We start from the raw sequence: 12636 nt of genomic DNA on the forward strand, positions 1-12636 counted from the left end.
AATAGGTGAAAGTTTTTTAAGGACGATGAAAGGAACTGATATTGATTTTATTTACCTTTTAGACATCATACAAGAGGGGGAGTTTAGTGCTGATCAAGTTTTGTCTCCCCTCAGATGTTTTAAGAATCCGTTCAATATTAATTAGAGGTGAAATATGTTCGAACAAAAGCGTATTGCTGATTTTCGGTCATTTTATCAGCAGGTTTTATTCCGATTTTAATTTTAGCATATGCTAGATCATCTTTAATAGTATTGTATAGCTCAATCTTTGCATCAGTTGGACCAAAAATGAGTACTTCATCATACTGTTTGATTATTTTAGCTATTTCTTTATAATATTCGGATAGCTCATTCTGTTTTTTATTATGCATGACACTTTCACTACGTTTTAGTGCCTCTTCCTTATCCTCATGGGTAAAGTTGCATTCAATAGTTTTAGTCTGCATAGGATTTATTGAATAATCCATCAAGTTGGCAAATGAATGGTCCATCCAGATACCAATTTTTGTTTTTTCTATCATATTCATATCGTTTAATTACTGGTTACGATCTATTATAACCTGATTTCATGACAAATTACTTCATAATTATTATACAGATCTCTTATCTTTCAGCATAAATCGCTCTTTAGCCATCTGTAATCATCATCATATAAGCCATTTAATAAAAATGCAGATTATAGGAGTTTACGTCTTATCAACAATTTTGAAGGGGATTTTGTTTCATTTAAAAAGACGTATTTATTTGTAAATTATTAATAGACTAGAATTAGTAGATATCAAAACCGGTTTGTATAATTTATTTTGATATTGATTTACAGAAATGTAAAATATTGAATAAAAGTATACATATGATCAGATTTGAAAGTATCATATAAACAATTTAGGATTTTAATATTAAGTATGACTAGAAATACTTTTGTTTGTTTAAAACAAAGATGTAGTGGCTTTCCGCTTCATGAGAAGAAGGACTAAAATGATTTTCACAAGCTTAAAAATGAGGCGATAGTGTTAAAACTAAAGCCTCTTAATACTAATGATGAATGTTGATCCCCATAGCTGGATGCTATAGCGTTATGCCAGAAGATGAAATTAGAATGAGGTAATTTTTAGTCTTCAAACTCGATAAGATTATCACCTAATGTTTTAATACGTGCGAGAGATTCTATTTGAATATTTAATTCCTGTAGGCGCTCATTTCCCTTTTGAAAAGATTTTTCAATAATAAATCCCATACCCAGCATGGTGGCTCCAGCTTTCTTTACCAGTTCATAAACTCCAATAGAAGCATTTCCGTTGGCTAAAAAATCGTCGATAAAAACTACCTGGTCAGTTTTAGTTAAGAAGTCAGTACTTACACATATATCATATGTTTTATCTTTGGTGTAAGAATAAACCGAGGCCGTTAACATATTATTCATTGTTTTCGGAACAGCTTTTTTGACAAATACCACGGGAAGTTCTAATAAGTATCCAAGCATTATTGCAGGAGCAATGCCACTTGCTTCAATCGTTATGATTTTATTAATTGGTAGATGCCCAAAGCGACGGACAAACTCTACACCTATAGATTTCATAAGAATAGGGTCCATCTGATGGTTTATAAAACTATCAACTTTTAATATTCCGCCTTCAAAGCTTTTACCATCCTTTAAAATTCGGTCTTTTAGTAATTTCATGTTAAAATAATAATGCAAAGCAAAGATAGTTGAACAAAATGAAAACAAAGCCACTTTTAGATTCATCTTTGTTTTCTGTTTTAGCTCTCTTGTTTACAGATACTATTTGAATAGAACTTATTTTTAGAATTGCTATAAGTAATATTTCATCTTCTTTAATTGCATTAAAATTTAATAATGCATATATCCTTTTATAAAAATAGCTGGAAATTAATTATTAGTCTCAGTGGAGATATCTGAAATATTGGGATTTCATGTTGTTTCAAGAATGCTTCAAATGTAGCGGTGCTTTTTTGCAAAGCATCTTAATCTACGTGTTTAGTTACAAATCACAGTCAGTTATATTGTTATTTTCTTTATGCCAGTCGTGAAAACAAAAACGGCATTGCTTTGCTGTTGGTGTCCGGGCTAGCTTGTGGCATTTTGGACAATAATTGAAAACGATATCCAGGTGGTGGTCTCGCAATATGCGGGTTGCCGTATTTTCATTGAATTTTTCTAAACCATTGTTAAGAAGACTCAATACGGTTTGATCCTTTGTAAGCCATCCGGTCTTCAGGTATATTCGTTGCATTTTCTCTAAATTTTCACTGCCATCTAGTTTTAGCGTGGAATGAGCATGTTTATATGCAAGCTTCTCTTCGGGCGACATCAGATCCAGATAGTAGGTAATAATATAATCCTGAATTTCCTTGTTCATAATAGTAAGTTAAATATGCGATTTGACAATCGCAAAATCAACATTAAATTTTTCTGTTTTAAGTCCTGGTCTAAACCGAGGAAATTTTTAAGAGCAAAAGCTCATTTGGTTAATTCCATCAAACTTTTTAAAAGTACTAAATGGTGATTACTATTGTTTTTTTAACTTCAAAAATTGGAGGATTTTAATAAAAATAATCTATTAATTACCAGCCAATATATTATATTTAGTCTCTGGACATAGAATTATCAGATCATATTCTTTAAATTATTTAAACATCATAATTTTAATTTGAAAATAGCAAAAATTTTTAACTTACAAAGTTCCCTGATAAATATACCACTTATGAAAAATTATTCTCTTTTAATAATTGTTAGTTTTTTTTGTTCGATTTTAGTTGCGCAACAAAAATCTAATTCTCTGTTGCATTTGAATCGAGCCGAAAAGATTTTATTTCTTGGAAATAGCATAACTTATGATGGTCGATATGTCGCGATGATAGAAAGTGTTCTTCTAAGTAGTCATTTTATAAAAGGTACTGCAATAATTAACCTTGGGCTTCCAAGTGAGACTGTTTCTGGGCTTAGTGAGGACAATCATGCGAACGGTGAGTTTGCAAGACCTTGTTTATTCGATCGGTTGGAAAGTATATTGCAGAAGATCAAACCTGATGTTGTTTTTGCATGTTACGGAATGAATGACGGCATTTATCTCCCTTTTGACAGTGTGCGTTTCAAAGCTTATCAGGACGGTATAGAAAAATTATATACGGAGGCGCTTAAAAGTGGTGTAAAACGGATTATATTGATTACACCGCCCGTTCATGATGATCCAGATCTTGGTCTTGACGGATATAATCAAGTATTGGATCGATATTCAACTTGGCTATTAGAACAGCGGAAGAATAAAAATTGGGAAGTTATAGATCTTCATTTTCCCATGAAAAAATACTTAGAATCCAGAAGACGGATTGATCCCACGTATAAGCTGGCTCCGGATGGTATACATCCAGAGCAGGAGGGACACTGGTTAATGGCCAGGTCAATTATTTCCTATCTTAATCCTACATTTCCGCAAGTGATCAAGTGGGATGAGTACGTTGCTAAGCATACTTATTTACCCAAGTTGTATGAGGCTGTTCTTAAGAACCAAGAACTAATGAAACTAGCCTTGCTACGCTATACTAAGCATAAAAGACCTGGCATTCCCTCTGGCTTGACCATGGAACAGGCTAATCAGCAAAATAAGCATTTAGAAAAACAAATTTCATTATTGATTAAACATGATTAATTATTTAATATAATTAGGAGAATTCGGTGGTTTAAAATTTCTTATCTTTATATAGATAAAAGAAGTAATATGGGACTAAAAAAAGTATCATCAACCAGATTATATGTTATTGCATGGATATTTGGACTTTTATTCTATTTTTTAGATTATGTTATCCGTTCATCTCCTGCAGTCATGTTACCCCAATTGGCTGAACAATTTAACGTAACATCGGTTAATCTTATTAGTATTATAGGCACCTATTATTACACCTATTCTATCGTTAGTTTATTGGCGGGTCTTGCTCTTGATAAATTTGGGGCTAAATATTCTTTGTTTACAGGTACATTGATTTTAGGTCTTGGTTGCCTGCTTTTTGTACTCTCCAGTTCTTTTGCTGGTAATGCCGGCAGATTATTACAAGGCGCAGGCTGTGCATTTGCCTTTCCGGGATGTGTGTACCTTGCTTCAAAAGGATTTTCTGCGAAGTCGCTAGCTACTGCCATAGGATTTACACAATGTGTAGGTATGCTTGCAGGTTCTGCTGGACAGTTTGTTGTTGGACCGTGGGTTGAAAAAGGACTACAAACGAGCGATTTTTGGTTAGGAGTTGGTTTGATCACTATCGTAGTGGCTTTCGGCCTGTTACTTATTATACCGAAAAATGAAGATAAAAATGCACCTGTGAAAACCATAGATTCAAAAGGTATTTTATGGCCCTATAAGGTTGTTTTTTCTAATCCCCAGTCCTGGTTATGTGGTTTGATATCCGGGTTATTGTTTGCTCCTACAACGATATTTGCCATGACCTGGGGTGTGGCTTTTTTTCAGGAGGATAAAGATTTTAGTTTTCATGCTGCAACAATTGCAAGTGCCATGATTCCTATGGGATGGGTACTAGGTTGCCCGCTATTGGGTTATATAACGGATAAAATTGGTGCGCGCAAGCCAGTTCTTTTAGTTGGTGCTGTGGTTATGATTTTAGCAATTGGCCAGATTCTTTTTTTTCCAGATCTGATATCTGTATATACTACTAATTTTATATTTGGTGTTGCTTCAGGAGCTGCAATGATTCCTTATGCAGTTATTAAAGAGTCTAACCCAGATGAGGTTAAAGGTAGCGCTACCGGAGCGATGAACTTTATAACTTTTGGTGTAACTACGCTATTAAATCCTATATTTAGTAAGTTTTTCGGACAAACGCTGTCTTTAGGAATAAACAAATCATCTCATTTTCAATCGACAGGATTATTCTGGATAGGGGGTATAATACTAGCTATTATCTTAACGTTTTTTCTTAACGAAACTGGACAAAGAAAAGTCACGAAGTCATCGTTATAAATTTTAAAACTTAACATGTCTAGTGCAGCTTGTACACTTATAGCGTATTTTTTTATAAAGCACTTAAATCGACGATAGATCCTTAATCAGATGTATTTTTCATATACTTTATCTAGGCAAAATTATTTTATGGATCAAAAAAAACAAACTATAGTTGTTTAAAGTAGTTGCAAACAACTATAGTATTATTAAAAAAGGTGTAATAAAATATGTTATTTTAGTTGATAAGCAGCAACGCTCTTTTTGAAAAACGTAGGTACATAAACGATCTTCTTGATAGGATCATAACCGATATCTGCTGTATTTTTCTTTTCTGTTGTGCTATCTAAAAGTAATTCTGATTTGCCATTAGCATATACATAATAAATGTAGCCACCCCAACAGGAATATACGAAATCTCCATTGCCGACTGGCTCAATACCATCTCCTCCACAAGGTAGTTCTGCTAAAGCTGTGATTTCTTTCTTTTCATTAGCTTTAAGTAATTGTTTATCACCACCGGCGATATAAAGATCTTTACCAATCGCCTTTAATCCATTGACTCCATTAATATTTTCAAGATAAATACTTGGTTTATTATTGATGATCTGATGAATTTTTTTTGTTCGTGTATCTGAAACATAAACTACACCTTTGTCACTTACCGTAATATCGTTTAAAAATACGGATTCGGAAATTGGAATTTTAAGAAGTATTTTACTAGAAGGTATGTCGATAACTACAACATCAGTTATATCTGCAGCATAAAGTGTATTACCGTGCTTAGCTAAACCTTTTGGTGCATGAAGTCCGCTAATCCACTCTAGGTTCATCACTTTTCCGTTCATGTCCAATTTGCCGATACCGCCGATTCCATCTTTCTCATCAGCACTGTTTCCCATGATTGACACATATAAAATTCCGGATTCCGTATCGGGTAGCACAGACTCAGGTAGATTGATGATGCTATCTGTTTCCCATATTTTATCAAGTTTGTGTTGGGCATTGGCAGAGAACCCTAATAGTAAAGCTAGTGCTAGATTGAGTGATTTTTTCATAATTAGTTTTGTTTCAAAATGGTTTAAATGTTTAAAATAAATAAAAAATTGTAAATTACGAAGTCTTATTTTAAGCAGATTAGTGATCGAGGTTTTTTTCCCTTCATTATTTTTGTTTTCTGTATGGTAAGAACGAGATAAAAAAAATCACAAATGTTAATAAGGTAATCGAAGTGAGAGTTGCTATGCTGTAAGCATGACTTAAGTTTTCTATACCTAAAAGTGTTGTATTTTGATTGTGAAAGTAAATACCCACTACTAATGCAATACCCATACAGATAGAAATCTGCTGAATGGTGAGGTAAATGCCGGATGCAGTACCGATTAAATCAGTCCTAATATCCTTCAATGCCATCGTCATAAGTGAAGGTAGTACAGTACCGCAACCTAAGCCGTAAAAGAAAAATAAGATATGTATCTGATGGATGGTTATTGTAGGTTGATTATAAATATACAAATGCGCTATTAAACCTACAACCATGATTGCTAATCCAAATAAAATAACTGATTTTCCATTTTTTTGAACATGTTTGCTTACAATAATACTCGCTAGGACGTATCCGATGCCTTGATATACAAATGCGATACCCGTCATGGTAGGTGTAAAGTTTTTGTAAACTTGCAAATAGTTAGAATTGATAATGAAATAAGCATCCTGTACCATATAATAGCTAAATGCGGCCCCTAGACCTATATTGAAGGTTTTGTTTTTGAATAATGAGAAATTGATAAGAGATGAAAGTCCATACTGTTCTCGTTTTTTTTGGTGCTGCAGAAATGTAACTAAGAGAAAGATTGAGACAATAAGTAGCACTATGGTCCATACAGGCCAGTGTAACTCAGGCCCCAGAATAAGGGGACAGATTAATCCAATCAATAAAACAAACAGTTGGATGATGGGCGTGTCACTAACTTTTGCTTTAACATCAGGTTTAATAGAAGGAATTATGATATAAACTAACAGTAGGGCCAATATGCCTACAGGAATATTTACTAAAAAAATCAACCTCCAACTGTCACTCATCCAGGACTGATCGGGCAGGATACCGCCTAACAATTGCCCGAGTACGGATGCTATACCAGCTATACTTCCATAAATACCAAGTGCTAGAGTGCGTTTCTCTTTTTGTTTAAAGAGTGAAGTAACCAACGCAATTCCCTGTGGGACCATAATACCAGAACTTACGCCCTGTAAAAATCGGCCAAGCAGTAAAATAATGATATGATTAGAAAAGCCACATATAAATGACGAAATCGTGAATCCCAGCATGCCGATGAGGTACATCTTTTTTCTGCCATAATAATTACCCGCATTCCCGGAACTGATGAGCAGACTGGCATATCCAATGACATAAAGAATAATGATCCACTGAGTATCGCTGGTACTGAGTTGCAGCGATTTCTGCATGGTTGGTAAAGATACATTAATAATGAAGAGATCGACCACAAATAGAAATATGCCGGCAGAGAGCACGGAAACTTTGAGTAAATCGGTAATTTGGAAACGCATATCAATTGTTTTTAGTAATTTTATCGATCAAATTTAAGCGTGATAATTAGCGATATCAAGTAGTTATAAGATGCATACTTAGTATGGTTTTATGCACTAATGCTCAGTATAAGTGGCTTATGGAAGAAAAAAAAATCAAAAATTCGGAAAGTTGTTGCGATGTCAACGGAATTTTTAAAATTATAGGTGGAAAATGGAAGGTATTGCTAATTAAAACCATCGCACAGCAATGCCCAAAGCGTTTCGGCGAGTTACGAAGAGACATGGAAGATATGGCCCAGACAACATTAACGTTGCAGTTACGTGAGCTTGAACGCGATGGTATCATCTGTAGACAAGTTTATCTCGAATCACCGCCACGAGTCGAATACAAATTGAGTGAAATGGGGAAAACGATTCTGCCGGTTATCGACATGTTGGATGAATGGTGGGAAGCCTATAAAATGAGATAAGCAGGTAATCTATCGTTGATTAAAATGCGAGCTTGCGTAACCTTTTATGATTCTGTGGCTATCACCATAGTGAGGTCAGTAGTAAACTTCATATCGATAATTTTAAGGATTTTAATTAAAATCTGTTAAGTTATAGCTTCCAATGTTTCAATTTTAGTACAGTCACAATACCTGTATTGACGTTGATTGAAAATATGCCTCTGCTATTTTTATAAGGAATTCAGTTTTTTACAGTAGATACTAATGAAAAGCCTGCCTTATACTTTTCTAGATATAGCTGAGGTGTCGCTGAAAATCTGATAAATAGAAGGTTCTGTATGACAGTATGATTTGGATCGGGATAATAAGTACCATAGAAAATTTAATCTGAGGAATAAATATAATTTTAAATTTTGTTGAAGCAATTTAAAAACTGTCTTTTAGTAAAGTAGGAGCAGGTTTATAAGCATGTTCTCACTTTTTTTTAAAATCTCCAACTGTATTACTAACTAAAAGAGAAAATAATTATCGCTCACTGTTAATGCAATTATGTTGCATTAACAGTATTGTTTTATACCTTTGCATGAAAATATATGTAAAACAAGGTATGATGACCTCAAATAATACTATTGCTTATCCTCTTTTCATCGCATTTTTACTATTCTGTGCGGAAAGTTCGGGACAAATTAAGACTCCTCTTGACACTTTGAAAAATATAAAACTTCCAAGTGCACAGGTTATAGGCATAAAAACAAACAATATTCGTCGTGTAGAAATTAATAGACAAAAGCTAGATCAGATCCAGACACAAACTTTGAGTGCGAGTCTCAGTCATATTTCTGGTGTGCAAAATGCTTCTTTTGGACCAAATTCTGGAAGCGTTATGATTCGGAGCTTAAGCGGTAATAGAGTAAAAATACTTAGCAATGGAATTTCCATGCATGACCTTTCTGGGATGAGTCCTAATTTGAATGTCAATCTGGATATGGATAATTTAAGTGGTATTGATATTTATAAAGGTTCTGCAAGTGTACGATATGGTGGCAAGGCAATAGGTGGAGCTGTTGATATGAAGGATAATACCGTTCCACAGTCATTACTTTCAAAAAAATCGTCAGGAAGAGCAATTGTTGAAATTGGAACTAATAGTGGTAATCGCCAGGCCTTACAAATTGCCGGTAATCTTGGGAAACATTGGGTTTGGAATATAGGAGGAATGAATCAGAGTCATAAAAACCTGAAGATTCCCGCAAATACAAAAGCTCCTATTGCGTACGACCCGACTATCGATCACTTGACAGAAACAATGGCACAGGTACACGTAGATAGGGAAACTATCCGCAACCTATCCTTATATCCGTATATAAGTCAATTTGTAAAAAACCATATGAATGACCCCGATTGGGGATTGTCCGAGGCCGATCTTTATACTTTTCAGCAATACTCGTTTATTGGTGGTAAGCAGGTTCCTAATCCTACTAATGACCAATACATTGCTGGACAGGACCCAGCAACAGCCCTTTACACACAAGTTGTTCACGGTATAACAGATTATGTTCCGGTTACTCGTGGTATTATGCCTAATAGTCATGCTGAAAGCCGCTCGGTTAATATTGGGAGTAGCTTTATTAAAGAAAACTACAGCGTGGGAATTGGTTACCGGGCTCTAGAAGGTTATTATGGTGTGCCAGGATTTGCACAAGCGGCAAAACCAAAACATAGTCATGATGTTGTTTTGCCAGCTCCAATATATGAACCCGTCAATACCCGTGCTTGGTCACATATCCTATCAATGGAAAGCGCTATTAAACCATCTTTTTCACAAATAACGGAAATAAAATTTAATTATTCGATGCAATTTGCTGATGATCGTGAACTTGTCGGTATTTATCAGGTGAACAAATTTAATACACGTAGACATACGACAAGATCAGAACTACTTCATCAGTTCAGTAAAGATTGGACAGCTATAAGTGGTTTAGATTTTTCATCTATACGGATGGATGGGGTAGGGGAACAGAAATATCTTCCCAACAATCTAAGTAGAGAATTGGGAGCTTTTGTATTGCAGAAATATGAACATAATTTATTTACAGTCAATTACGGTTATCGTCATGACTGGGTGGCTAGACGTGTTCTTTCTGATAACAGTTACACACCCAGTAGAGGCATGGCCGGTGGAAAATTGACACCAAGAGATTTTGATCTGAATCAGTTTTCTGGTGATATTCGTTATCATCTATTAAATATTGCTTATGTTCAGGCGTCATATTCTCATGCTGAGCGTGCTCCAGAGGTCAACGAACTGTATGCGGGAAATGACCATTTTGCAATTTTGGTAGAGGAAAATGGAGATGATCGTTTGAGTAAAGAAACGGCAAGATCTTATGAGCTTGGTACGGGATTAAATTTAGGTGGATTCCATCTGGCAGCAACATACTTCAGTAGCAATTATGATAATTATATTTACCTCGGTCACACCGGTATATCTCGTTCTGGCGGTTTTCTGGTGAAAGAGTGGCGTGCTTCTGATACAGAAATCAAAGGATGGGAATTGGAAGCTTCCTATAATTTTAAATGGAAAGATAAACATAGTTTTGAGTTAAATACTTTTGCAGATCTTGTCAAAAATAAAAATACTGCTGATGATAAAATGCGTACTTGGGCGGAGGGCGACTATATGCCTAATTTGCCAACAAGTAGATATGGCGTATCTACGACGATGACTTTGAACAGTTTTTACTGGAATACAACTTTTGATCATTATTTAAAGCAACGCTACCTTGGGAAAAATATAAATCTTGAGCCAGCGATGCCATCTTATTCATTACTCGCCGCACAAGTTGGTTATTCTTTTAAAATTAGGGAGTATGTTTTGACATATTACTTATCGGGTCATAATTTGCTAAATGTAGAAGCACGCCCTCAAAACTCATTGTTGAAATACCTCGCGCCGCTTCCTGGGCGTAATATTTCATTAGGTATCAAAATACAGTTATAGTCTAGGTTGGATTTTTTTTGATTACGATATTATATTGTTTTAAACTCTCTGACGCTACTAGTTATGTTTACGACAAAAACATCGAAAATATAATTATAAGCTTTCCTGTGACCTGTGTTGAGGTTGAAAAAAAGGACTTTAAATTTTTCAAATGGAATTTACTTGCATCAGAGGGTAAAGTATTTTTATAGCGGAGTAGATGGTGATAGGTGAAGTACTGGCAAAGTATCTAAATTAAATGGATGAACTTGTCTTTCGACCACATATTTTTTTGTTCACAATAACATTGGCAAATCTTCTTATTATACATATTTTAAATATGGATTTTAAAGGGATTCATAGTGCTTTTAATAACATGACTTAAAAATGAAACACAAGTATTTGTGATTATATCTTATTGAAAATAAGTTAGTTCATCAATTAAACTAAAAATGTTAGCTATTTTAATTTCTCTTTTTAATCTCATTTATTAGAGAAAATGAGATTCCGGATACTAAATAAATTAGTTCAATTTTTGAGTGCAAAAATCCTTCTAAAATTAATTTGAAAAATGAAATAAAACTAAAATAATTAGTATAATATTAAGGTGTGAATTTGTCTTTTTTAACCGCAATGTCGTTGCTATATATTTTAGTATTCGTTTATTAATGGATTTATGTTCATGAATTTTATAGAAATTATTAAATCTATGATAATTACATATAATGATGAAAATATGGGAAGATAATAGAATTGTAGCTTGGTCTCGATGTCGTGTAGTAGACTTGTACATTGGACTTTAAAAAATTTTCTAAGTAAAAATACATTTAAAGGTGGTAAACTCTTTATTTATTATTATAAATACCTGTTTTAATGATAATTGTCAAAAGAAAGCACATTTATTGCTTCCATTATAGTAAAATAGTGACAACCCAATATTTATCATTAATTCAAATCGTATGCAAGCACATTCAAAAACATACTCAATTATCATAACTATATTTTTACTTTTTCAAAGTTCGGCTGTTATTTCGCAGGATTATAAAGATGAGCATATACTGAGGGACATTGTTTTTATGAGAACTGAGGGGCTGGTGATGACACAGTTGATGGAAAAACACAGTAAGAATAAGGATATACTTGTATTATGCAAACAGATCAGAAATTATTATAAAAATACACAACCGATATTGGTCGACATTATCAAGGGTAAAACCATTGATCTAGATCAAAATCAGTTTGAGCAGATCTGGAAAGCAGGAGAGAAATCTTTTTTATATTACAGTGATGAGTCCGAAAGTAAGTGGAACAAGTTATTTTTGGAACATATTAATGCAAGTGTAAATGCTTATACCAAACTTCTTCGGGAAAGACAAGATGATGATATCGCTTATTTTACTTTCCGAGCTTTACCAGAACTAGTCAATCTTGCAAAAGCATATCAGACTTTAGACATTAATTGATCAATTTGTAATAAATCTATTTATTGAAAAATTTCGGAAAGTGATTTTCGAAATTTTTTTTTGGGGGCTTTTTTAGCTTTAAAATTCCTGTAATATTTAAAATGTGGGAATTAGCGGGGGAATTCAAAAAAATATATAAGTGAATGAATGAATCATTAAAAAGAATTCACGTTAACACTGCTTTATTCGCGACAGGATATGTACATTTTATAAAGAAAAGATAACAA

Annotated in this window: 10 protein-coding genes; 5 read left to right on the plus strand and 5 right to left on the minus strand. The window is 33.9% G+C overall.

Annotated elements, in window-relative coordinates; translation table 11 throughout:
* Positions 1 to 137 precede the first annotated feature (137 nt).
* The 3 genes from FHR29_RS05335 to FHR29_RS05345 all read right to left on the minus strand — a co-directional run bounded on the left by FHR29_RS05335 (position 138) and on the right by FHR29_RS05345 (position 2378).
* Positions 138 to 521 (minus strand): hypothetical protein, encoded by a 384-nt coding sequence (locus tag FHR29_RS05335; RefSeq protein WP_132768359.1) that lies wholly within the window; start codon positions 519 to 521, stop codon positions 138 to 140.
* 587 nt (positions 522 to 1108) lie between these two features.
* A complete protein-coding gene (xpt, locus tag FHR29_RS05340; RefSeq protein WP_132768969.1) occupies positions 1109 to 1678 on the minus strand; it encodes a xanthine phosphoribosyltransferase in 570 nt (189 codons plus the stop codon).
* A 322-nt stretch (positions 1679 to 2000) separates the two neighbouring features.
* Positions 2001 to 2378 (minus strand): hypothetical protein, encoded by a 378-nt coding sequence (locus tag FHR29_RS05345; protein WP_132768357.1) that lies wholly within the window; start codon positions 2376 to 2378, stop codon positions 2001 to 2003.
* 345 nt (positions 2379 to 2723) lie between these two features.
* Here FHR29_RS05345 and FHR29_RS05350 point away from each other — a divergent pair, with 345 nt between their 5' ends.
* Together FHR29_RS05350 and FHR29_RS05355 are read left to right on the plus strand one after the other, a co-directional pair.
* Positions 2724 to 3668 carry an SGNH/GDSL hydrolase family protein gene (locus FHR29_RS05350; protein WP_183912922.1) on the plus strand — a complete coding sequence of 315 codons (945 nt, stop codon included), beginning with the start codon at positions 2724 to 2726 and terminating at the stop codon, positions 3666 to 3668.
* Between the two features lie 69 nt (positions 3669 to 3737).
* Entirely contained in the window at positions 3738 to 4988 is a 1251-nt protein-coding gene (locus FHR29_RS05355) for an MFS transporter (RefSeq protein WP_183912924.1), read from the plus strand.
* A 212-nt stretch (positions 4989 to 5200) separates the two neighbouring features.
* Here FHR29_RS05355 and FHR29_RS05360 read toward each other — a convergent pair whose 3' ends face one another.
* Together FHR29_RS05360 and FHR29_RS05365 are read right to left on the minus strand one after the other, a co-directional pair.
* Positions 5201 to 6025 carry a YncE family protein gene (locus tag FHR29_RS05360; protein ID WP_183912926.1) on the minus strand — a complete coding sequence of 275 codons (825 nt, stop codon included), beginning with the start codon at positions 6023 to 6025 and terminating at the stop codon, positions 5201 to 5203.
* A 106-nt stretch (positions 6026 to 6131) separates the two neighbouring features.
* Positions 6132 to 7535, minus strand: coding sequence for an MFS transporter (locus FHR29_RS05365; RefSeq protein WP_183912929.1), 1404 nt, complete (start codon positions 7533 to 7535; stop codon positions 6132 to 6134).
* A gap of 83 nt (positions 7536 to 7618) precedes the next feature.
* Between FHR29_RS05365 and FHR29_RS05370 the strand changes: the two genes are divergently transcribed.
* The 3 genes from FHR29_RS05370 to FHR29_RS05380 all read left to right on the plus strand — a co-directional run bounded on the left by FHR29_RS05370 (position 7619) and on the right by FHR29_RS05380 (position 12409).
* Positions 7619 to 7987, plus strand: a complete 369-nt coding sequence (locus FHR29_RS05370; protein ID WP_132768348.1) for a helix-turn-helix domain-containing protein — start codon at positions 7619 to 7621, stop codon at positions 7985 to 7987.
* Positions 7988 to 8549: 562 nt separating this feature from the next.
* The gene (locus FHR29_RS05375) at positions 8550 to 10967 is read left to right on the plus strand and encodes a TonB-dependent receptor (protein ID WP_260291902.1); all 2418 of its coding nucleotides are present in this window, start codon (positions 8550 to 8552) and stop codon (positions 10965 to 10967) included.
* Positions 10968 to 11905: 938 nt separating this feature from the next.
* The gene (locus FHR29_RS05380) at positions 11906 to 12409 is read left to right on the plus strand and encodes a hypothetical protein (protein ID WP_021188363.1); all 504 of its coding nucleotides are present in this window, start codon (positions 11906 to 11908) and stop codon (positions 12407 to 12409) included.
* The last annotated feature ends 227 nt before the right edge of the window (positions 12410 to 12636 follow it).

Source organism: Sphingobacterium sp. JUb56, assembly GCF_014191365.1.
In the GTDB taxonomy this organism is placed as follows: Bacteria; Bacteroidota; Bacteroidia; order Sphingobacteriales; family Sphingobacteriaceae; genus Sphingobacterium; species Sphingobacterium anhuiense.

Bases quoted from the DNA above. Each gene is read 5' to 3' on its own strand.
- FHR29_RS05380 (WP_021188363.1), top strand. From the start codon at position 11,906: ATGCAAGCACATTCAAAAACATACTCAATTATCATAACTATATTTTTA.
- FHR29_RS05350 (WP_183912922.1), top strand. From the start codon at position 2,724: ATGAAAAATTATTCTCTTTTAATAATTGTTAGTTTTTTTTGTTCGATT.
- FHR29_RS05355 (WP_183912924.1), top strand. From the start codon at position 3,738: ATGGGACTAAAAAAAGTATCATCAACCAGATTATATGTTATTGCATGG.
- FHR29_RS05345 (WP_132768357.1), bottom strand. From the start codon at position 2,378: ATGAACAAGGAAATTCAGGATTATATTATTACCTACTATCTGGATCTG.
- FHR29_RS05360 (WP_183912926.1), bottom strand. From the start codon at position 6,025: ATGAAAAAATCACTCAATCTAGCACTAGCTTTACTATTAGGGTTCTCT.
- xpt (WP_132768969.1), bottom strand. From the start codon at position 1,678: ATGAAATTACTAAAAGACCGAATTTTAAAGGATGGTAAAAGCTTTGAA.
- FHR29_RS05335 (WP_132768359.1), bottom strand. From the start codon at position 521: ATGATAGAAAAAACAAAAATTGGTATCTGGATGGACCATTCATTTGCC.
- FHR29_RS05365 (WP_183912929.1), bottom strand. From the start codon at position 7,535: ATGCGTTTCCAAATTACCGATTTACTCAAAGTTTCCGTGCTCTCTGCC.
- FHR29_RS05375 (WP_260291902.1), top strand. From the start codon at position 8,550: ATGAAAATATATGTAAAACAAGGTATGATGACCTCAAATAATACTATT.
- FHR29_RS05370 (WP_132768348.1), top strand. From the start codon at position 7,619: ATGGTTTTATGCACTAATGCTCAGTATAAGTGGCTTATGGAAGAAAAA.